This window comes from Streptomyces sp. NBC_01716 (genome assembly GCF_036248275.1).
Taxonomy (GTDB): Bacteria; Actinomycetota; Actinomycetes; order Streptomycetales; family Streptomycetaceae; genus Streptomyces.
Genome location: NZ_CP109181.1, coordinates 2,700,658 through 2,722,149 on the forward strand (window position 1 = coordinate 2,700,658; position 21,492 = coordinate 2,722,149).

Genomic DNA, 21,492 nt, shown 5'->3' on the forward strand with positions numbered 1-21,492 from the left:
TCTTGGTTGCGTCGGATGCGGCCGACTCGGCGGACGGCATCAGAGGTGTGCGGGCGCGTCGACGCCGAGGAGGGTGAGGCCGCCGGCCAGCACCGTCCCGGCGGCTTCGGCGAGTGCGAGCCGGGACCGGTGGGCGGCCGAGGGTTTCTCGTCGCCGGCGGGCAGCGGGCGGCAGGTCTCCTGGAAGTGCAGGAACGCCTCCGCGGTGCGTTCGAGATGGCGGGCGACCCGGTCGGGGGCGCGCAGGCGGGCGGCGGCGGCGAGTACGCCGGGATGGTCGCCGATGCTGTCGAGAAGGGCGCGGGCCGCCGGTTCGACGGCTCCCGCCGGGTCGCCGTCCCCCGGGATGCCGAGGGCCGCGGCGTTACGGACGAGGGCGCGGGTACGGGCGTGGGCGTAGCGCACCGTGAACAGAGGGTTGCTCTCGTGCTGTACGAGAAGTCCGTCGCCGGTCGCGGGCCGGTCGTGGGCTGCGGGCCGCAGCAGGCCCCAGCGGGCGGCGTCGGGCCCGAGGCGGGCGAAGAGGTCCCCCGCGAGGGCGGCGGGCACGGGCCGTACCGACAGCCGCTCCGTGGCGTCGTCGCCGGTGCGGGCGTCGGCGCCCTGCGCGCGCAGCAGCCGCAGGACGGTCTCGGTGTGGACGGCGGCGCGGAGTTCGGCGGCGGGGGCGAGGACCACGGTGGTGCCGGCGAGGGCGTCCCCGTGTCCGTAACGGATTCCGGCGTCGAGGACGGCGCGGACGAGGGCGGTGCGGCCGGCGGGGGCGAGCGTGAAGTTGAGGAAGCCCGGTCCGGTGATGTCGACGCGCGAGAGCTCCGGCGTGCGGCGCAGGATCTCGGTGCGGAGAATCTCCGCGACGTCGTGGGGGCTGCGCCGGGCGGGGCCCGCGAGCCGTAGCGCCACGGAGGTCGCGTAGTCGCCGCTGCCGCCGGGCCCGGGGCGCCCGACCTGGACGCTCGTAGGTACGGGCCCGGCCAGTACACCCTCGTCGACCGCGCGGCGCACGGCGTGCAGCACGGTTCGGGAGAGGTCGGCGGGTGTCACGGCACAAGCGTATGGGAGGAGGGGGGCGTCTTCGCGAACCGGTTTCGCGATACGGGCGGCTGCCCGGGTGCCCAGGTCCCCCGGGGCGGCACGGGAGCGTACGTCAGCCGCGTGCGCTTCGGGGCGTGCTCCCCGCACGCCCGACCTCATGCCTGCCGTCCAACGACGGCGGGTCCTCCCGGCGCATCAGCCGGCGGACGACCCTCACGAGCTCGCTCGGCTCGAACGGCTTGGCGAGGAAGGCGTCCACGCCCGCGGTGATCCCGGTCTCCACCTCGTACCGCGTGCCGGCGCTGATGATCGCGACGGGCAGGTGCGAGGTCATCGGATCGGCCCGCAGCCGGGCGGCGGTGCGGATGCCGTCGAGGCGCGGCATGACGACGTCGAGGGTGATCACATCGGGCCTGACCCGGTGGACGACGTCCAGACACTCGGCACCATCGGCCGCGGTCACGACCTCGAAGCCCTCCAGCTCCAGGTTGACCCTGATCAACTGCCGGATGACCCTGTTGTCGTCGACAACGAGCACTCGGCCTGACATGCCTGACACAATCCGAGAGTAGGGCGGGCTCCCGGGCCGCGTCCGGGTTTTCCCCACTTCTCCCCTCGCGTGGGGGACGCGCGGCGCGGGGCAGGTCCCCGCACTCACCACGCCAAATACCTGTTCACGACGACCCCATGAGGGCTGGTAGGGTTTCACCTGTCGCCAAGGTCCACGGCGACACGCCCCCGTAGCTCAGGGGATAGAGCATCGGCCTCCGGAGCCGGGTGCGCAGGTTCGAATCCTGCCGGGGGCACCGTGGTTCAGGTGCCGTGAAGGCCCTCTGATCAGGCGAGAAGCCAGATCGGAGGGTCTTTCTTCATGTCCGGCGACCGTGTGTGGTCCGTACTGCCCGGAGCCGGTCGATGAGGGCCGGCGCGGGCCGCTGCCGAGGGCGTGATGCTCCGGCGGGATGTCACGGCCGCGTCGGTCGGATGTGGTCCGTGCCGACGGGCACGGAACAGGCCGCCTCGCGGACGCGTTTCGTCGAGCGAACGTATGCCGCGGGGGTCCGCCGCCCGCCCCCGGGAGATCGCCCCGCGCGATCCGTCGCCCTCCGCTTCGTGCCGGCTCCCCTGCCGCGCGTCACCGGCCGGCCCTCTCGCCTTCATCGCGTCGACACCGTCCCGTCGCGGAGTCCGAACGCCCAGCGTTGTCACCGTATGACCCTCGGTGAGGCTTTGGGGGGACTCCTCAAACTCCGCCGGATGTAACGTGACTTCCGTCACTCCACACTTCGGCCAGATTCGGCCTCAGGTCCAACACCGCTTCTCCACGCGATCTCCTCGCGAACGGACGGTTCCGGGAGCCGGGCGCATGGGTCGCAATCCCGCCATGGCCGATTACGGACAGACCTTACGGGCCAGTGGAAACACCGCCCCGGACGGCCCCCTTCCCCTTCCCTCCGCGACGCCCGAGACGGCCTCCCTCACCCCGCGGATCCCCCGTACGACCCGCCAACTCGCGGCATCCGGGCGCCATATGATCGCTGCGACTTGTCCCGTGGCGACCGAAATGCCGTCCCCTGGAGGCCAGTTCAAGCCCCCGTGATCTTTCTTGTTCCGCGAACTCATTCCGGAAGTCGGCACTCCAGTCAAGTCGCCACGCCGAAGCGCGGTACGGGACATTCCGGTGGCCGTGCGGCAGAAGGGCACCAGAGGGCGGTGGGCTGCGGCGGGGGGTGGGGAGTTGAAACGATTCGATGATTCCGCTTACGCGCACGAGGGCGTCTTCTGCCCTGTTTTTCGGCGGAGTTGGATCGTTCGTGGCCGCTTGGGCGCCGTCATTTTTCGCGGATGTACGCGTCCGTAACGAGGTGCTACAGCATAGGATCAAGCCGCGCCACGGAGGCCTCGCCAGTCCCTTCCGTAACGTTGCACACGATCTACTCGCGATCCCCACCGACACCCCCCAACCCGTTAATAGGTATCTGCGTGTCACCGATACTCAGCACCGGTTCCGGCGATGGAGCCGCGCAGTGAAAATCAATCGTCGCCTTGTCCTGCTGGTCACCGTGCCTCTCGTAGTGGCCGTCACCTTCGCGGTGCTGGCCCTCGCTCCCGCGACCCAACAGGCGCTCCAGGCCAACCGGCTCACGGCCATGGTCGATGTCGCCTCGTCCGTAAGCGAGTTGACCCACCATCTGCAACGTGAGCGAGCGTCCGCGACCGCACTGGTCTCCACACAAGGAGATACGGACGCGTTCCGCGAAAGTTCCAACGCGACGGACAAGAGTGTCGCCAAATTCCGTTCTCAGCGCGACAGCCTGTCGTCCGTACCGGGCAACGCGCAGCGCGCTCTGGACCGTATCGACCAATTCATCGAGGAATTGCCCTCCCTGCGCGCCCAGGTGCGCTCCGGAGGAAGCACTGTCACCGCGCTGACCTTCGGCTACCGGATCGTGATCGCCGACCTCATCGACTACCGCGACGGAATCGCGCAGGCCGACGGCGTGGACTCCGACGTGGCCGACCAGATCCGTGCCGCCGCCGCTCTGTCGCGGGCCTCCGAGCACATCGGCCAGCAGCAGGTCGCGGTGATGAGGGCGCAGGCCACGGGTGGCTTCACCCAGGCGTCCAAGCGGACCTTCGACGCCACCCGGCTCGGTTACACCGAGGCGACCGGCGTGCTCTTCGACCTGGGCCCGCAGCAGTGGCGGACCTGGCTTGAGCGCACACTCTCGGGCCCGAAGGCCCTGGAGGCCCGGCGACTTGAGGACGAGGTGAGCCGCACAGCGGCGGACCAGGAACTCACCGTCAAGCCGGAGGAGTGGCAGAAGGCGTCGACCGACCGGCTGGATCTGCTGCGGTCGGTCGAGAGCCGTATCGACAGCTCCGTGCTCAACACGGTCACCGAGACGCGCACCACGCTCGCCTGGCTGGCCGGCGGCGAGGTGACGCTGGTGCTGCTCACGCTCATCAGCGCCGTCGTCGTCGCCATCCGGCTCGGCCGCGTGATGATCCGCCGCCTGCGGGATCTGCGCAACGCCGCACACGAGGTGGCCCACACGGGTCTGCCCCGGGTGATGACCGACCTGTCCCAGCCCGGGGCGCTCAGCGGTGCCACACCCGAGCAGGTCGCCGAACGGTCCGGCAACCCGGTGAAGACCACGGGTCTGGACGAGATCGGCGAGGTCGGTGAGGCGTTCAACGCCGTTCACCACGAGGCCGTCCGACTGGCCGCCCAACAGGCCCACATCCACGAGCAGTTCGCCGAGACACTGGTCGGTGTCGCCCGCAGGGGCGCCCAGTTGACCACCGTCATGGTGTCCGAGCTCGACGCGGTGCAGCGCGACGAGGCCGACCCCGAGCGCATGAAGATCCTGTTCGCGCTCGACCACCTCGCCATCCGCATGGAGCGCAACACCAACAACCTGCTGGTGCTGGGCGGTTACGGCCACGGCCGGGTGCGGTCCGCGGACATCTCCTGCTCGACGGTGATCGTGGCCGCCGCGCAGCAGATCGAACGCTTCGACCGGGTCTCCCTCGGTGTCATCGAGTCCGGCATCGGCATCGCGGCGCGCGTGGTCCACGACGTCGCGCACATCCTGGCCGAGCTCCTCGACAACGCGACGCGCTTCTCGCCCCCGGACAAGCAGGTCGGGGTCGCGGTCTGGCGGCTGTGGGACCGGGCGGTCGTACAGATAGTCGACGAGGGCGTGGGCATCACCGCCGAGCGGCGCGCCACCCTCAACAAGGGTCTGCTGGAGCCGAAGTCGGGCATCGGCGACGTGCGTTCCATGGGTCTGCACGTGGTGGCACGGCTCGCCGCCCGGCACGGCATCGTCGTCGAACTGCGCGACTCCTCAGGACCCGGCACGATCGCCGAGGTCACCCTCCCGGCCAATGTGCTGGCACCGGCTCCGAAGGAGACTGCGCCGCCCGTGCAGGGCGGGCCCGGGGAGCGTCCCGGTGTGCGGTACGAGGCACCGCGTCCGATCACCGCGCCCGGAAACATCGGCCGCAGGAAGACCACCGGCGCGGGCGACTACAGCCCGGCCGGTGCCGGGGCTGCCGACGGCAGCAACGGATCCCAGGGATCTCAGGGGTCCAACGGATCGACGGACTCGCGGAGTTCGGGGAGCGACACCAAGGGCAACCCCCAGGGCGACGAGCGCGAGCGCGCCAACAAGCCGTCCCAGCACCCCGTCCATGCCGAGCCGGTTCCCCGGATCGCCGGAGTCAGTTCCTCAGGGCTTCCACTGCGGCAGCGCAACACGCCGCAGCAGTGGCCCAAGCTGGGCAAGGGGCGCGACGGCGCCGACCAGCGATCCGGCGCGGCACCCAAATCACCGCGCCGCCGGGACTCCCGACAAGTCTCTGACGTCCTCGCGGCCTACGCACAGGGGATCAACAGGAGCACGAGCCACCGCGGGCGCTCCGCCACTGACGACGACACCCAACGGAGCAAAAAATGACGACCTCACCCACCGACCTGAGCTGGATCCTGAGCGGCTTCGCCGGACGCATCCCGGAGGTCACGCAGGCGATAGCCGTGTCCGTGGACGGACTGGCGCTGGCCTACACCGGGGTGGAGCGCGACGACGCCGACCGGTTGGCCGCCATCGCATCGGGAGTCGTCAACCTGCTCTCCGCGGCTGCCCAGTTGACCAACACCGATCCCGTCGAGCACAGCCTGACCGCCATGGAGGGCGGCTACATGTTCTCGATGGCCGTATCGAGCGGCGCGTCCCTGCTGGTGACGACCACCAGGGACGCGGACATCGGCGAGGTCAGCTACATGATGTCCGAACTGATCAACCAGGTCGGCGATTCCCTGACCCCTCAGGTACGCGGCGACGTGAACGTCCAGCCCTCGCGCTGACGTCCGGGTCGTCCAGCTCCATCGTCCGGTTCCTTTGCCGTACGTGCTTCTCCCGCCCGTTTTTCATTCCTCCCGATGAGAGCCCTCAATGTTCTTCGACATAACCCTCCCGCGAGGCCGCCGCAGAGTCCGGCCGGTCGGCGCAGCCGCCATCGCACTCGGTCTGGCAGCCGTCACCGGGTGCAGCAGCGACAGCGGCGCCGGCGACGACACAGTGAAGATCGGCCTGGTGGCGTCGCTGTCAGGTACGTACGAGCCGGTGGGCACGGAGCTGCGCAAGGGCTTCGAGCTGTACCTGGCCACCCACGACAACAAGCTGGGCGGCCGGAAGGCCGAGCTGGTCGTGGCCGACGAGGGTGACGGTCCGCCCACCGCGGTCCCCGCGGCCACCAAGCTGATCAAGAAGGACAAGGTCGACGCGCTGACCGGTCTCGTCGGTGGTGGTTCGGTCAACGCGGTGCTGCCGCTGATCGACCAGGCGAAGATCCCGCTGCTCGGGTCGAACGCCCGCCCGCCGGTCAAGGACATGAAGTACGTCTGGACGACGAGCTTCCTCTCCGACGAGCCGGGCAAGGCCATCGCCCCGTACATCAAGGAGAAGGTGGACGGCCCGGTCTACGCGATCGGCCCCGACTACCAGGGTGGCTACGACGAACTGCGCGGTTTCACCGAGGAGTTCAAGCGGGTCGGCGGCAAGCTCGCGAACCCCGACGGCGAGACCAAGTGGACGCCGTTCCCGAAGACCACCAACTTCATGCCGTACTTCGCGGACATCGCGAAGACGGACGCGAAGGCGGTCTACTGCTTCTACGCCGGTAAGGCCGCGATCGACTTCGCCAAGCAGTACGCGCAGTCCGACGTCGCCGACCTGCCGCTCTACACGGCCTTCGTCACCGAGGGCAGCGTGCTCCAGGCGCAGGGCGACGCGGCGAAGGACGTCTACTCGGTCCTGAACTACGCGGCCGACCTCGACAACGAGGCCAACCGTAAGTTCGCCGCCGACTGGACGGCCAAGCACGACACCCAGCCGACGACCTACGCGATGGCCTCGTACGACGCGGCCGCCGTGCTGGACCAGGCGATCGCCGACGCCGGAGAGAAGGGCGAGGTGACGCCGGAGACCATCAACACCGCCATCGGCGGCCTCGGCCAGATCGACAGCCCGCGCGGCGCCTGGGAGTTCGGCGAGAAGGCGCACTCGCCGGTGCAGCAGTGGTACCTGCGCCAGGTGCGCAAGGACGGTGACCAGCTGGCCAACGTCATGGTCCAGGACCTGGCGACGCTCGGCAGCTGAAATGAATCTCCTTGATGCCCACTTTGTGCCGGCGATCGACGGGGTGGCCTACGGGCTGCTGCTGTTCGTCGTCGCCGCCGGCCTGAGTCTCGCCTTCGGCACCGCGGGCGTACTGAACCTTTCGCACGGCACGTTGTACGCGATCGGTGCCTATACCGGTGCCGAGTTGAGCGACGGGACCTGGGGCGGTCTCGCCGTCGGACTCGCGGCCGGAACCGCTGCGGCTGCCGCCGCAGGTGCCGGTCTGTCCGCGGCCACGATCCCCCTGGCCCGTCGTGGGCATCTCGCGCAAGCACTGCTGACGTTCGGACTGGCCCTGATCGGTGGCAATCTGCTCATCGAGTTCTTCGGGGCCGACGAACTTCCGGTACGCGTCCCCGAGGCGCTCGACTCCTCGGTGACGCTGCTGGGCCACCGGTACCCCGCGTACCGGCTCTGCTTCATCCTCATGGCCGTGCTGCTCGCGGCGTTCGGTACGTGGGTGCTCACCCGCACCCGGGTGGGGGCGGCCGTACGGGCCTCCGCCGACGACCCGCAGATGCTGGCCACCACCGGGCACAGCCCGCGCGCGGTGCACACCGGGGTCCTGGCCGCCGCGGGTGCGCTGGCCGGGGCCGCCGGAGTGCTCGGCGCGCCGATCATCGGGCCGGGGGCCGGCACCGCCGACACGGTGCTGATGCTCTCCCTCGTCGTGGTCGTGCTCGGCGGGCTGCGGTCGCTGTGGATGACGCTGTTCGCGGCGATCGCGGTCGGCGAGGTGCAGACGCTCGGTGTCTCCCTCGCGCCGGACTGGGCGCCGTACCTGCTGTTCGCGGCCATGGCCGCCGTGCTGATCCTGCGGTCCCAGTTCACCGAGCCGGCGACGGCGGGGGCGCACGGCGGCGGGGACAGCGGCTCCGACCCGGTGGAGTGGCTGCGGCGACGGCTCTCCGCCTCGTTCTCGGGGCGGCGGGGTGACGGCGCGGAGAAGGCGGCCGGGAAGGGTGCGAAGGCGCCTGCCGGTGCCGTCTCCGACAGGCGGGAGCCCGTACCGCCCGCGAGCGGCGGGCCGTTGGCGCGGCTGCTCCGCGGCGGTCCCGACGACGGCGGCCTCGCCGCGCGGGGCCGCCGGGCCGCGCCACTCCTCGCTCTGCTCGTCCTGCTCGTCGCTCTGCCGACGCTGCTCGACGCGTACTCCCTCTCGCTGGCCGGCTCCGCGCTGGCTCTCGGGCTGCTGGCGATCAGCGTCGGCATCCTGACCGGCTACGCCGGGCTGCCGACCCTCGGCCAGACCGCGCCGTTCGCCGTCGGCGCGTACGCCACCGCGAATCTCGCCGACGCCGGCTGGACGGCGGGTCCGGTCCAGATCGTCGTCGCGGCGATCGCCGCCGCGCTGTTCTCGCTGGTGACGGGGCCCGCGGTGATCCGGGCCCGGGGGACCACGGTCCTGATGATCACGCTCGCGATCGGCGAGCTGGCCAGTGCGGCGATCAACCAGCTCAAGTCCGTCACCGGCGGCGCCGACGGTCTCGTCGGCTTCCCGCCCACGCAGGCGCTGTTCGGCGGGGAGGGGATGGTCGATGAGGACGAGGTCTACAACTACGCGCTCGTCGTCGCGGTCGTCGCCGTCGTCGTGACCGTGCTCGTCCTGCGCTCGCCCGCCGGCAAGCTGCTGACCGGCACCCGTAACGCCGAGGCGCGGATGCGCGCGTCCGGCCACCCGGTGGGGCGCTATCTGCTCATCGCGCACATCGGCGCGGGGGCGCTGGCCGGGATCGGCGGCTCGCTGATGGTCACCGTCCAGCAGTACCTCTCCCCCGCCGACGTCGGCTTCGAGATCGCCGCGTTCGCGCTGCTTGCCGCCGTCATCGGCGGCAGCACGTCCGTGATCGGCGCCATGCTCGGCGCCGGACTCATCGTCTTCACCCGTGACTGGGTGGCCAGTTCATGGCCGGGCCACGGACCGCTGCTGCTCGGCACGCTGTTCGTCGCCGCCGTGTATCTGCTGCCGCGCGGTCTGGCCGGGCTGCGCGTCGGGTCCGGTCCCGGCGGGCGGCGAGCGGCGAAGGCCGATCAACTCCCGCCCGACCACAACAGCGTTCCGGCCGGGAAGGTCGCCCCATGACAGCCACTACCGCACCATCCGGCGCACCGTCCACGGCGCCTGTGCTGGACCTGAGGAACCTCACCAGGCGGTACGGGAGCCTCACCGCCGTCGACGACGTCAGCCTCCGGCTGCCGCCCGGGGCGCGGCACGCCGTCATCGGTCCCAACGGCGCGGGCAAGACCACCCTGCTGAACCTCATCGCAGGTACCGACCGCCCCGACCACGGCACCATCGCCCTGGGCGGCGCCGACATCACCCGTACGGCCACCGCCAGACGGAGCGGTCTCGGTATCGCCCGCAGCTTCCAGCAGCCCTCCGTCATCGGTGAGTTGTCGGTGCTGGACAACATCGTGCTGGCCGGCTGGCGGCACCATCCGCTGCGCCGGGGCGCGTGGTGGCGGCCCTCCCGCTACCGGAAGCACGCCGAGTCCGCCACCCGGCACCTGGAGGCCGTGGGCCTCGCCGGCTCCGCCGCCCGGCCCGCCGCCGACCTGTCCCACGGGCAGCGCCGCATGCTCGACCTCGCGGCGGCCCTCGCGGGCGACCCGCGTCTGCTGCTGCTCGACGAGCCCGCGGCCGGGCTGACCGACGGCGACATCGGGCGGCTGCTCACGATCCTGGGCGGCCTGCCTTCGAGCGTCGCCATCATCCTGGTGGAGCACCATGTCGAGGTCGTCGCCGAACTCGCCGAAACGGTGACGGTGCTGGCGGCCGGACGGGTCCTGATCACCGGGCCGACCAAGGAGGCGCTGGCCCACCCCGAGGTACGCGACGCGTACCACGCCACCGCGGCCGGCGCCGCCGCCCCTGACGCCGCGTCCGACGGCGTCCGAGACACAGCGGAAGCGAGAGGGTGAGGCGACCACCGATGCTGGAACTCACCGGTCTGACGGCGGGCTACCACGGCGGCACCGTCCTGCACGACCTCGACCTGACCGTCCCCGCCGGCTCCGTCCACGCGATCGTGGGCCACAACGGAGCGGGCAAGACCACCCTGGTCCACACCGTGGCGGGGTTCATCCGCCCCTCCGCGGGCTCGGTGCGGCTGAACGGACAGGAGATGACCGGTCAGCCCGCGCACAAGGTGGCGCGTGCCGGGATCGGTCTCGTACCGCAGGGCCGCCGGGTCTTCGCCGGGCTCACCGTCGCGGAGCATCTGCGCCTCTCCTACCGCCCGCCGGGCCGCGGCGACACGACCAGGCCCAGCCGGTGGACCCCGGAGCGCGTCCTGGAGCTGCTGCCCCGGCTGGGTGAGCGCCGGGGCAACCGGGGTACGGATCTGTCCGGCGGCGAGCAGCAGATGCTCGCCCTGGCCCGCGCGCTGCTCGGTTCGCCGAGCGTGCTGCTGCTGGACGAGCCCACGGAGGGGCTCGCGCCGCTGCTGGTCAAGCAGGTCTACGAGTTGGTCGGCACGCTGGCTGACGAGGGGATCGCCGTGCTGCTGGTCTCGCCGAGCCCGGCACAGGCCGCCGAGTGCGCCCGTACGGTCACGGTCCTCACGTCGGGACGGGTGACCCTGCGGGTGGACGGCGCCGACGCCAGGACCGATCCGACGGCGCTGCACGAGGCGCTTGAGCTGACTCCGGTGCGGGGCGCGGCGCGCTGAATCACGTACGCCGAAGCGCCGGGCGGGCCGCATGTGCGGCCCGCCCGGCGCTTTCTGACGTCGCATCAGGTGCCGGTCGGGCCGCCGCTACGGGCGCTTGAGGCTGTGGCCTCCGAAGCCGCTGCTGCGGTCGGAGCCGCTGTTCTGGCCCTGCCACCACGTCTCGAAGCCCGCCTTGTCCATGGCGCTCCAGTCCGGGGTGTTCTCGACCTGGGCACTGCCCATCCTGCGGGCCAGCGCCACCATGGCGGAGCCGACGGCGCCACGGCTGATGTCGTACGACTCCAGGACCTCCTTCCAGCTCCCCCCGGCCACCACGGCGGCCTCAAGGGCCGTGGCGTCCTGGAGCGCCTTCACGCTGCCGGCGCCGATGTGCGGCCGGGCGACGCTGGCGGCGTCACCGACGAGCAGCATCTGGCCCGAGGTGTAGTGCGGCACCTCAAGGTCGTAGATGGGCTGGATGAACGTGGTCTCGGCGGGCGTACGCAGCACCCTGGCCGCCCAGTAGGGCGGGAAGTTGTCCGCCACGAGGGCCCTCAGGTGCGCGGTGAGCTCCGAGTTGAGCCGGCCGGGCGGCAGAGAGGTCGGTGTCCTGAGGTCCGGGTGAAGACCCTCGGACTCCGGCGGGGAGGTGTAGAGGACCCAGTTGAGCCGGTGGCCGCCGACGCCGTCGGGGATGCGGTAGATCATGCAGTGGCCGCCGGGGAAGACGACGTTGTGCGCGTCGTTGCCGTCGGAGGGGAGATCGGCGACATCGGCGGAGGTGCCGCGCCAGCCGATGTAACCGGCGTACGACGCCTCGCGGCCGGGGAACATGGCTTCGCGCACGACGGAGCGGTATCCGTCGGCGCCGACCACCGCGTCGAAACGTTCCTTCGTTCCATCAGCGAGCCGCAGGGTCACACCGTCCGAATCGGGCTCCACCTCGCTGACAAGCGCACCCGAGCGATAGGTGACCTCCTCGGGCACCCGGCGCCTCAACTCGCTCCAGAGGGAGCCCCAGTTGTAGGCGCGGAACGGGAACGGCTGCTCGCCGATGGCCCGTCCGTACTCCGACTCGCCGTCCCGCACGGTCCACACGCGGCGGGTCAGCGGCGCCCACGGCATCTCGGGCGCCACGTATCCGGCGCTCTCCAGCTCCGTGTACCGGTCGTTGTGGAGGGCTATTCCGACACCCCTGTCACGGAGTCCGGCGTCGGCCCGTTCGAAGACGGTGACCTTGTCGGCTCCGCCACGAGACACGGCCAGAGCCGTGGCACACCCCGCTATGCTGCCGCCGACCACGGCGACGTTGCCTCCACGCATACCTTTTCTCCACTCTTTTGAAGTTGTTGGTGCTGCTGGTGGTGACACTGGGGAGAAATCCTATTCGAGTGGCGTAGGTGTTTACGTTGCCGAGGGGGCACGGAATTGCGATGCTCGACACGTGCCGGGACAGCGCAAGCGCAGAAGAAGCCGGGAGCGGCAACGGGGCCCCTCGGAAGCCGAGTTGGGGCCGGGGCGCTGGGCGGTGGTGTTCGAGACCGCCGACGAGGCGCCCCGCGTGCCGGGGCGGACGGGCCGCCGCCGAGCGGCGGCGGCCCGTCGGGAACTGCCCCTATCCCTTGAGCAGTTGGGCGTCGGCCCAGTCCCCGTGGTCGGAGTCGATGCCGTCGCCAGCGTCCGTGACACGCAGCGTCAGCTGCCGCACCCCGCTCACGTCGACGTCGAACGCGTACGCCGCGTCCGTCGGCCCCAGCACTCCGCTGCGGGCCAGCACCTGTCCGTCGCCCACCACTTCGAAGACCACCGAGCCCTTGTCCGGCTTCTCCTCGTCGATGCCCGCGTGGGCGGCGAAGCGCTCGTACGCGCCGTTCAGATCGACGGTCACCTCGGACCGCGCGTGCACCCCGAGCCCCTTGTCGTACGTGGTGTCGCCGAGCCGCAGCGGGCCGCCGTCGCCCGCGGAGTTCTCGCCGTTGGAGAGGTCACGCTCGACCGGGCCCCAGCCGTTCTCCGCCGAGACGAACGGCAACGCGCTGACGTACACGGTGCCTTCGCGCGCCACGAACACGCGAACCGTGCGCTCGACCGTCAGCGGCGGCGCGCCACGCCGGGCGCCCGGGTCCCGGTAGGAGACCGTGACCGGGATATCCGTCGCCCCGTACGCCGGGTCCGCGGGGACCGTGACCCGCCAGGCCGCCGACAGCCCGGCGCCGTCGGCCAGTTCGTCCGCCCTCGCACCTTCGCCGTCGACGGCCCAGCCGTCGGGCGTACGCGCGCCGATCCGCACGTCCTCGGCGGGGCCGGCCTCGTCCAGCACGAACCCCGCCTCGATGCTCACCGTCTCTCCCGGCCGGGCGTCGGTCTTCGCGGGGGTGACGGACAGCGTGCCCACCGGCACCGTGTCCACCGGCCGGTCGCAGCTGCCCCGGCCCGGCACGGCGCGGCAGATCTGTGCGGCAAAGCCGCCGTCCGCCAACACTGGCACCGTGAGTGTCTTATGACGGTCCGTCACCTCACTCTGCCGGACGAGCCCGTCGGGGCCGTCCCGTACGACGTCGACCCGCCACGAGCCGGATCCCAGGAACGTCAGTGGCAGCCGCTCCGTACCCGCGTCCCCCGCCCGGACGGATCCGACGAACCACCGGTCGCCGTTCCTGCGCGCGAAGGTCGCCGTCTCACCCGGCGCACCGGCCACGAGCCGGCTCTCGTCCCAGACGGTCGGGACCTGTTCGAGGAAGCGGGCCACCTCCGGCCGGGCCCGGTACGCCTCGACGCTGCCCGCGTAGTTCTGGAAGCCCGACTCGTACACCACGGAGAGCGCCAGCTCGGCGGCCTCGGTGTTGTCGCGCTGCCCGAACTGGAAGCCCATGGGGGTGAAGTCCATGGAGCCCACCACGTTGCGGGTGTAGGGCAGTGTCGCCATGTCGTCGGCCTGGACGTCCCCCTGCTCGGCGCCGTGGACGCCTTCCATCGTCATGACATGCGGCCAGGTGCGCTGGATGCCGTGGGGGAGCGTCGAGCCGTGGAAGTTGACCATCAGCTCGCGGTCGGCGGTCTCCCGCAGGATCTCGTCGTACCACCCCATGCGGTCGCGCGAGTCGGAGTCCATGAAGTCGATCTTCAGTCCGGCGGCGCCCCACTTCTTGACCTTGTCGAGCTGTTCGGTGCGCTCGGCGGCGGTGTCGAGATCGGTCCAGTGCATCCACAACAGGACACCCACGCCGCGCCGTTCGGCGTACTCCATCAGCTGGGGCATCCAGTCGGTGGTGTTCCAGCCGTCGTCCACCAGGGAGTACTCCCAGCCGTGCGCCGCCGCGTAGTCCACGAACCGCTGCTGGGTCTCCAGGCTGCGCTGCGCCGCGCCGAACCCGGCGAGCCAGGACCAGGCGACCGTGCCGGGGCGGATCCAGGAGGTGTCCGCGATACGGGAGGGCGGGGCCAGATCGTCCACGAGCGTGGACTCGGTCACCGTCGCGAGGTCGCCCGCGATGACGGTCCGCCAGGGCGTCGCCAGCGGTCCGTCGGTGGGCATGGGCACGGAGGGGTCTGCCAGGGCGACGTCGTAACGGCCACTGCCCGCCGTGTGGACGAGACGGCTCGCGGGGTAGCGGCCGTCGACGTCCGCCTCGGAGAGCAGGACGTGGTCGTCGCCCACCTGGAAGAGCGCGGGGTAGGCGTACTGTCCGCTCTCGGCGCCGGCGGCGGTCGTACCGTCGTACGGCTGCTCGTAGTTGACCGAGTAGTCGCTCAGCCGGGCGGGCGCGCCGGCCGGCAGGACGAAGCCGGACGCCTCGCGCAGTACGGCGCCGCCCGCCGCTCCGGCGGGGAGGACGTAGCGGTAGGCGACCCCGTCGTCGGCCGCGCGCACGACGAGATCGACCCGGGCCCCGCCCGCCCCTTCCAGGGTGAAGCGGGACTCGGCCATGTCGACGGTCCGGCGCCGCTCCTTGCCGACGACGGTGGTGTACCGCTCGGCGACCACGCGGTCCTTCCGGTCCACCAGGCGCAGCCCGCGCGTCAGATCTGCGTCCTCGGTGACGATGCCGACGGGCGAGGGCTCGACAAGGGTGCGGCGCCCGTCGCTCACGGCGAGGGTGACGGAGCCGTCGGCGGGGTCGAGCCGTACGGTGGCGGCGGGCCCGCCGCGCGACACGGTCCAGGCGGACCCGGCCGGCCGGGGCTCGCTCGCGTCGCCCTGGGCCGCCGCCGGGGTCCCTAGGCAGAGCACCCCCGCGAGCGCGGTCGCACAGGCGGCACGCCATCGACGCGCTGATCTCGGTCTGCTGTTGGTCATCGCTTGTCCCTCTCACTCGGAGCCGGGCTCAACGGCCAAACACGGGGCCCGAGTTGGAGATGACAGTGCTGAGCATGAAGGGGCGCCCGCGCCCCGGATTGTCCACCGGAATTCCCCGGAACCGCCAGGGTCTGTCGCACAAAATCCAACAGAATCAATAGCAGGCGTACGGCGCGGAGTTGGACGGCGTCAGCCCCCCGGCGCCTCAGCCCCCGGCGCCTCAGCCCTCGACGCGTCAGGCCGAGCGCTTCCTCGACGGGGCCTTCTTCGCCGTCGTCTTCTTGGCCGCCGTCTTCTTCGCGGCGGTCTTGCCCGTCGTCGTCTTCTTGGCGGCGGTCTTCTTCGCGGGCGTCTTCTTCTCCGCGGTCCTGGACGCCGTCTTCGACGTGGACTTCGCGGCCGTCTTCGACGCGGCCTTCTTCCCGCCCGCCGCCTTCTTGCGGCTGGGCAGATGCGTCACCTCCGCGTCCTCCTTCTCGCCCCCGCCCGCCTCGCCCCGCGACTCCTTCGCCGCCCGCACACTGCCCTCCAGCGCCGCCATCAGGTCCAGGACCTTGCCCCCGCGCCGCTCCCCCGCGCCCTCCGGTGCCCGCAGCTCGGCGCCTCCCGCCTTGGAGGCGATCAGCTCCTCGACGGCCTCCTGGTAGTCGTCGTGCAGCGATTCCAGTTCGACCTCGCCGAGCGTGTCCATCAGGGCGTCGGCCAGGTCGAGTTCGGCGTCCCGGATGCTGACGTCGGTCTCCGGCGCCACTCCCTCCGGCTGCCGGATCTCGTCCGGCCACAGCAGCCCGTGCAGGGCGATGACATCGCCCAGGACCCGCACCATGCCCAGCCGCTCGCGCCCACGCAGCGCGAATTTCGCGATCGCCACCTTCTCGCTCCGCTTCAGCGCCTCACGCAGCAGCGTGTACGGCTTCGCGGCGGGCACACCGTTCGCCGCGATGTAGTACGCCGAGCCCACCTGGAGCGGATCGATGGAGGACTCGGGCACGAATCCGAGGATCTCGATCGTCTTCGCGGTCGGCAGCGGGAGCTGGGCCAGATCGTCGTCCGTGATCGGGATCATCGAGCCGTCCGCGTCCTGGTACGCCTTGCCGATCTCGGCGGAGGTGACCTCCTCCTCGTCCAGCTCGCAGACCTTCCGGTAACGAATCCGGCCGCCGTCCGCCAAATGGATCTGCCGGAAGGAGATCGAGTGGCTCTCGGTGGCGTTCACGAGCTTGATCGGGATGTTGACCAGACCGAAGGAGATTGCGCCGTTCCAGATGGATCGCACGGTTAATCCCTTACATCGGAATTCGTGGGATTCTCATCGTATGACGCCAATCGCGGAGGTGGAGGGGCGGCGGATCGCCCTCAGCAATCTGGAGAAGGTCCTCTACCCGGCCACCGGCACCACGAAGGGCGAGGTCCTGCACTACTGCGCGACGGCGGCCGGCGCCCTGCTCACCCATCTGGCGGGCCGCCCCGTCTCCTTCCTCCGCTTCCCGGACGGCCCCGCGGGCGAGCGCTTCTTCACCAAGAACCCGCCGCCGGGCACACCCTCCTGGGTGCGTACGGCGACGGTCCCGCGGTCGGCGGACCAGATCGCCGAGCAGGTACTGGTGGAGGACCTCGCGACGCTGATGTGGGCCGCGAACCTGGTCGTGGAGTTCCACACGCCGCAGTGGCGGTTCGACAGCCCGGCCCGCGCCGACCGCATCGTCTTCGACCTGGACCCCGGTGAGCCCGCCACCATCGTGGAGTGCTGCGAGGCCGCGCTCTGGCTGCGCGAACGGCTGGCGGCCGACGGGCTGAACGCGTACGCCAAGACGTCCGGTTCCAAGGGCCTCCATCTCCTCGTGCCGCTTGAGCCGACACCGTCGCCCGAGGTCTCCGCGTACGCGAAGTCGCTCGCCGTCGAGGCCCAGGCCGACCTGCCGGAGCTGGTGGTCCACCGGATGGCCCGCGCGCTCCGTCCCGGCAAGGTCTTCGTCGACCACAGCCAGAATTCGGCGGCGAAGACGACGGCGGCGCCCTACACGGTGCGCGCCCGTACGGAACCGACCGTCTCCGCCCCGGTGTCCTGGGAAGAGGTGGGGAGTTGCGCGGCGCCGGACGAGCTGGTCTTCCGTGTCGGCGACATCGCGGGGCGGCTGGAGCGGTACGGGGATCTCCTCGGCCCGCTCATCAATCTCAACCGGGCGGGACGCCTGCCCTGACAGCCGCCGGCACCGGCGTGCACCATGGGGGTGCGAGGTGCGCCAGTCATGAGCGTCACGAGCAGAGAAGGAATCACGCATGATCATCTTCGGGACCAAGGGCTACATCTACCAGCTGGCGATACTGACGCTCGTGTGCGGCCAGTGCGGCAATCCGTCGGCGCACACGCTGCGCAAGCGCGTCTCCAAGTTCACGCTCTTCTTCGTCCCGCTGTTCCCCTACTCGACGAAGCACTACACCCAGTGCACCTTCTGCGGCGTGGAGCACCAGGTGCCCAACGAGCAGGCGGAGCAGCTGCTCGCGCAGAGCGCGACGCAGGCCCAGCAGGGTGGCGGGCAGCAGCACGGCGCCAACCCGTTCGCGCAGGGTGCGCAGGGCGGCCAGGCCGGTGGTGGAAACCCGTTCGGCCAGGGCGGCCAGGGGCAGCAGCCGGGCCAGAGCGGCAACCCGTACCAGCACTGACAGCGGCAGGGGTACGCAGAGTTACGGTTGCGGACAGAATGTGACGAAACTAGGGTAAATCGGGTGAGGGTCCCGTCGATCCCTCACCCCTTCCCGAACTTCAGGAGTCACGCATGTCCCAGCGTTCCCTGCGTTTCTCACGTGCCCGGCGTTCCGCGCGCCCCCAGCGTGTCCGGGGCTCCTTCGGCCCGTACGCCGCGACCCTCGCCGTCGCCGTCGCGGCCCTGACCGCGACACCCGCCATCGCGGCGGTACCGGCCCCGCCGCCCGTCAGCTCCGGCGGTCACACCGCCGTCGACCGCCCCGCCGCCGTCGACCCCGAGACCGCGGAAGCCGCCGAGGCGGCCCGAACCGAAGAGGCCCAGACCGCCGAGCAGGCGATGGCCTCCCACGCGCACAAGGGCCGCGTCACCGCCAGGACCGGACTTCTCCTGCGCGACAAGCCCACCCGCAGCAGCCGGGTCGTCGGCAGCCTTCCCTACGGCTCCATCGTCCACATCTTCTGCAAGGTGCGGGGCGACAACGTGAACGGCAACAACCGCTGGTACCTCCTCGCGGACGGCACCTGGGCGTGGGCCTCGGCCGCGTACATCGACAACATCGGCAAGGCGCCCCGCTGGTGCTGATCCGGTAGCGCCGGCCCGGTGGTACCGATGGCTCCGGCCGACTGAACCCGACATGCCTTATGTCTTTACATAAGCGGACATAAGGCATGTCGGGTTGCTACGTTGCGCTCCATGACCGCAACGAAGGCGGACTCTCCCCCGCCCGAACTACGCCTCCGCAAGCGGCGCGGGGTCGAGCTCTCGCTCCTCGTGTGCGCCGTCCTCATCTCCCTCTTCGGTTACGTCGCCGTCGGTCTCGCCCACGACGACGCCGCCCCGCCCGACGCCCTGCGGCACAGCGCGGGGCTGGGCCTGCTCGCCCTCGTCGCGCATCTCGCGGTCCGGTTCCGCGCCCCGTACGCGGACCCGCTCCTGCTCCCGATCGCGGTCCTGCTCAACGGCGTCGGGCTGGTGCTGCTCCACCGTCTCGACCTGTCGACCCCCGGCGTGCGGGACGCGCCCGCGCAGCTCGTCTGGTCGACCCTCGGTGTCACGCTGTTCATCGCCGTCGTCGTGCTGCTGCGCGACCACCGGGTGCTCCAGCGGTACGCGTATCTGTCGGCGGTCGCCGCGCTGCTGCTGATGACCGTGCCGATCTTCTTCCCCGCCGTGAACGGTGCCAGGATCTGGATCCGGATCGATGAACTCTCCTTCCAGCCGGGCGAGTTCGCGAAGATCCTGTTCGCCGTCTTCTTCGCCGCCCATCTCGCGGCCAACCACAGCGCCCTGGCGTACACCGGCCGCAGGATCTGGAGGCTGCAACTGCCCACCGGCCGGGTGCTGGGCCCCATCGTCGCGATCTGGCTGCTCAGCGTCCTCGTACTGGTCCTGGAACGGGATCTCGGCACCTCGCTCCTCTTCTTCGGGCTCTTCGTGATCCTGCTGTACGTGGCGACGGGACGCACCGGCTGGATCGCCGTCGGGCTGCTGCTGGCCGGGGTCGGCGCGTTCGCCGTCGGCTGGCTCGAACCGCACGTCCACAGCCGGGTCGAGGACTGGCTCGACCCGTTCGCCTCCATCGAGGCCGGCCAGGGCCCCGGCCAACTGGCCCAGTCCCTCTTCGCGTTCGCGGCCGGCGGCATGTTCGGTACGGGGCTGGGGCTCGGCCGGTCCGTCCTCATCGGCTTCGCCGCCAAGTCCGACTTCATCCTCGCCACGGCGGGCGAGGAGCTGGGCCTGATCGGGCTGACGGCGATCTTCATGCTGTACGCGCTGCTCGTCGCCCGCGGCTACCGCGCGGGCCTTGCCCTGCGCGACCCGTTCGGACGGCTGCTCGCGGTCGGTCTGGCGTCGATCGTGGCGCTCCAGGTGTTCGTGATCGCGGGCGGGGTGACAGGGCTGATCCCGCTCACCGGCATGGCGATGCCGTTCCTGGCGCAGGGAGGTTCGTCCGTCGTCACCAACTGGGTGATCGTCGCGCTGCTCATCCTGCTCAGCGACTCGGCGCGCAGGCCGCGCCCGGAGACGGTGGAGACGGGCGTGATCGCGCCGGCGACGGTGACCGGGGGTCCCCCACCCGACGCGGGGAGTTCGACGCGGCGGGAGACAGGGACGGCGACGGGGACGGAGACGGGGGGCGAGCGATGATCAGCCATATCCGGCTGGCCGCCGTGTTCTGTCTGCTGCTCCTTGTCGCCCTGCTCGTCAACGCGGCCCGCGTTCAGCTCGTCCAGGCGGGTTCCCTCGACAACAACCCCGCCAACCGGCGCAAGACCATCGACCGTTACGAGCAGCCGCGCGGCCAGATCCTCGTCGACGGCAGGCCGGTCACCGGGTCGAGGGACTCGGGCCAGCAACTGCGGTTCGAACGCACCTACACCCAGGGCCCGTTGTACGCGCCGGTGACCGGCTACTCCTCCCAGACGTACGGCACGAGCCTGCTGGAGAGCGCCGAGGACGGCATCCTGAACGGCACCGACCCGATGCTGGCCCCGCTGCCGTTCTGGAACGACATCACCCGTTCCCACCAGCCCGGCGGCAAGGTCGTCACCACCATCAAGCCGGCTCCGCAGCAGGCCGCTTACTCCGGCCTGGACGGCAGGCGGGGCGCGGTCGCCGCGATCGAGCCCTCGTCCGGCAAGATCCTCGCGCTGGTCAGCAGCCCGTCGTACGACCCGGGGAAGCTGTCGGGCACGGGCGGTGAGGTGACCGACGCGTGGCGGCGGTACACCGGCGCGCCCGCCCAGCCGATGCTCAACCGGGCCATCCGGCAGACGTATCCGCCCGGTTCGGCCTTCAAGATCGTGACGGCCGCCGCCGCGCTGGACGCCGGGGTGGTCGACGACGTGGACGCGCCGACGGACGTCCCCGATCCGTACGTCCTGCCGGGCACCCGCACCACGCTCCCGAACGACGCGCGGGGCTGCGACAAGGAGTCGCTGGCGTACGCGATCAAGTGGTCCTGCAATTCGGTGCTTGCGGGTCTGGGGGTGCGGGTCGGGCTCGACGGCATGGTGGACGCGGTCCGCGGATTCGGCTTCAACGACAGGCGGTTGAGGATCCCGTCGGGGGTCGCGGTGTCCAACTTCGACCAGGAGATGGGCGACGACCAGCTCGCGCTCTCCTCGATCGGGCAGTTCGACACGACGGCGACACCGCTGCAGATGGCGATGGTCGCGGCGGCGGTCGCCAACGGCGGGGATCTCAAGTACCCGTATCTGGTGGAGCGGACGCTCGCCGCCGACGGCGATGTCGTCTCACGACGGGGCGACCGCACGTACGGGCAGGCGATGACCCCGCGAACAGCCCACCGGCTGCGGCAGTTGATGGTCGAGGCCGTGGAGAGCGGGACCGGGACGAGCGCCGGGATCGACGGCGTGACGGTCGGCGGGAAGACGGGCACGGCGCAGCACGGGGTGGGCAACTCCGGTACGCCGTACGCCTGGTTCATCTCCTGGGCACAGGCGGAGGGCGCGGCGCGGCCGGAGGTGGCGGTGGCCGTGGTGGTGGAGGACGCGGAGGCGGCGCGGGAGGAGATCAGCGGGGGCGGTGACGCGGCGCCGATCGCGCGGGCGGTGATGCAGGCGGCGCTGCGAGACTGATCCCGGGGG

16 protein-coding genes and 1 tRNA gene are annotated in these 21,492 nt (G+C 71.0%); 12 read left to right on the plus strand and 5 right to left on the minus strand.

Annotation, left to right across the window (positions count from 1 at the left end; genetic code table 11):
- Positions 1-39 precede the first annotated feature (39 nt).
- Both nrtL and OIE74_RS11510 read right to left on the minus strand, forming a co-directional pair.
- Positions 40-1,044, minus strand: a complete 1,005-nt coding sequence (gene nrtL / locus OIE74_RS11505; RefSeq protein WP_329381562.1) for an ArgS-related anticodon-binding protein NrtL — start codon at positions 1,042-1,044, stop codon at positions 40-42.
- A 103-nt stretch (positions 1,045-1,147) separates the two neighbouring features.
- Positions 1,148-1,585 (minus strand): response regulator, encoded by a 438-nt coding sequence (locus OIE74_RS11510; RefSeq protein WP_329381565.1) that lies wholly within the window; start codon positions 1,583-1,585, stop codon positions 1,148-1,150.
- 184 nt (positions 1,586-1,769) lie between these two features.
- Here OIE74_RS11510 and OIE74_RS11515 point away from each other — a divergent pair.
- The 7 genes from OIE74_RS11515 (at position 1,770) to OIE74_RS11545 (ending at position 10,894) form a co-directional block, all read left to right on the plus strand.
- Positions 1,770-1,841, plus strand: a tRNA-Arg gene (locus OIE74_RS11515).
- Between the two features lie 1,221 nt (positions 1,842-3,062).
- Entirely contained in the window at positions 3,063-5,501 is a 2,439-nt protein-coding gene (locus OIE74_RS11520) for a sensor histidine kinase (protein WP_329381568.1), read from the plus strand.
- Entirely contained in the window at positions 5,498-5,908 is a 411-nt protein-coding gene (locus OIE74_RS11525) for a roadblock/LC7 domain-containing protein (RefSeq protein ID WP_329381571.1), read from the plus strand. Before OIE74_RS11520 ends, OIE74_RS11525 begins: the two co-directional genes overlap by 4 nt.
- A gap of 88 nt (positions 5,909-5,996) precedes the next feature.
- Positions 5,997-7,202: an ABC transporter substrate-binding protein gene (locus OIE74_RS11530; protein WP_329381573.1), complete on the plus strand. Its 1,206-nt coding sequence runs from the start codon at positions 5,997-5,999 to the stop codon at positions 7,200-7,202.
- 1 nt (position 7,203) lies between these two features.
- Positions 7,204-9,306 carry a branched-chain amino acid ABC transporter permease gene (locus OIE74_RS11535; protein WP_329381575.1) on the plus strand — a complete coding sequence of 701 codons (2,103 nt, stop codon included), beginning with the start codon at positions 7,204-7,206 and terminating at the stop codon, positions 9,304-9,306.
- Positions 9,303-10,145: an ABC transporter ATP-binding protein gene (locus OIE74_RS11540; RefSeq protein ID WP_329381576.1), complete on the plus strand. Its 843-nt coding sequence runs from the start codon at positions 9,303-9,305 to the stop codon at positions 10,143-10,145. Before OIE74_RS11535 ends, OIE74_RS11540 begins: the two co-directional genes overlap by 4 nt.
- 11 nt (positions 10,146-10,156) lie before the next feature.
- Entirely contained in the window at positions 10,157-10,894 is a 738-nt protein-coding gene (locus OIE74_RS11545) for an ABC transporter ATP-binding protein (protein WP_329381578.1), read from the plus strand.
- Positions 10,895-10,981: 87 nt separating this feature from the next.
- On the opposite strand, the gene OIE74_RS11550 is transcribed toward OIE74_RS11545, so the two are convergent.
- The 3 genes from OIE74_RS11550 to ku form a co-directional block, all read right to left on the minus strand.
- On the minus strand, positions 10,982-12,199 hold the full coding sequence (locus tag OIE74_RS11550; protein WP_329381580.1) for an FAD-dependent monooxygenase: 1,218 nt from the start codon (positions 12,197-12,199) through the stop codon (positions 10,982-10,984).
- Between the two features lie 292 nt (positions 12,200-12,491).
- On the minus strand, positions 12,492-15,173 hold the full coding sequence (locus OIE74_RS11555; RefSeq protein ID WP_329381582.1) for a glycoside hydrolase family 97 catalytic domain-containing protein: 2,682 nt from the start codon (positions 15,171-15,173) through the stop codon (positions 12,492-12,494).
- A gap of 235 nt (positions 15,174-15,408) precedes the next feature.
- Positions 15,409-16,449: a non-homologous end joining protein Ku gene (gene ku / locus OIE74_RS11560; RefSeq protein WP_329381585.1), complete on the minus strand. Its 1,041-nt coding sequence runs from the start codon at positions 16,447-16,449 to the stop codon at positions 15,409-15,411.
- Positions 16,450-16,489: 40 nt separating this feature from the next.
- Between ku and ligD the strand changes: the two genes are divergently transcribed.
- The 5 genes from ligD (at position 16,490) to OIE74_RS11585 (ending at position 21,483) form a co-directional block, all read left to right on the plus strand.
- Positions 16,490-17,374 carry a non-homologous end-joining DNA ligase gene (ligD, locus tag OIE74_RS11565; protein ID WP_329381588.1) on the plus strand — a complete coding sequence of 295 codons (885 nt, stop codon included), beginning with the start codon at positions 16,490-16,492 and terminating at the stop codon, positions 17,372-17,374.
- 79 nt (positions 17,375-17,453) lie between these two features.
- A complete protein-coding gene (locus tag OIE74_RS11570; RefSeq protein WP_329381591.1) occupies positions 17,454-17,837 on the plus strand; it encodes a zinc-ribbon domain-containing protein in 384 nt (127 codons plus the stop codon).
- 113 nt (positions 17,838-17,950) lie between these two features.
- Positions 17,951-18,463 carry an SH3 domain-containing protein gene (locus OIE74_RS11575; protein WP_329381594.1) on the plus strand — a complete coding sequence of 171 codons (513 nt, stop codon included), beginning with the start codon at positions 17,951-17,953 and terminating at the stop codon, positions 18,461-18,463.
- Positions 18,464-18,574: 111 nt separating this feature from the next.
- Positions 18,575-20,029, plus strand: a complete 1,455-nt coding sequence (locus tag OIE74_RS11580) for an FtsW/RodA/SpoVE family cell cycle protein (protein ID WP_329381596.1) — start codon at positions 18,575-18,577, stop codon at positions 20,027-20,029.
- The gene (locus OIE74_RS11585; protein WP_329381599.1) at positions 20,026-21,483 is read left to right on the plus strand and encodes a penicillin-binding transpeptidase domain-containing protein; all 1,458 of its coding nucleotides are present in this window, start codon (positions 20,026-20,028) and stop codon (positions 21,481-21,483) included. Before OIE74_RS11580 ends, OIE74_RS11585 begins: the two co-directional genes overlap by 4 nt.
- Positions 21,484-21,492: the final 9 nt, after the last annotated feature.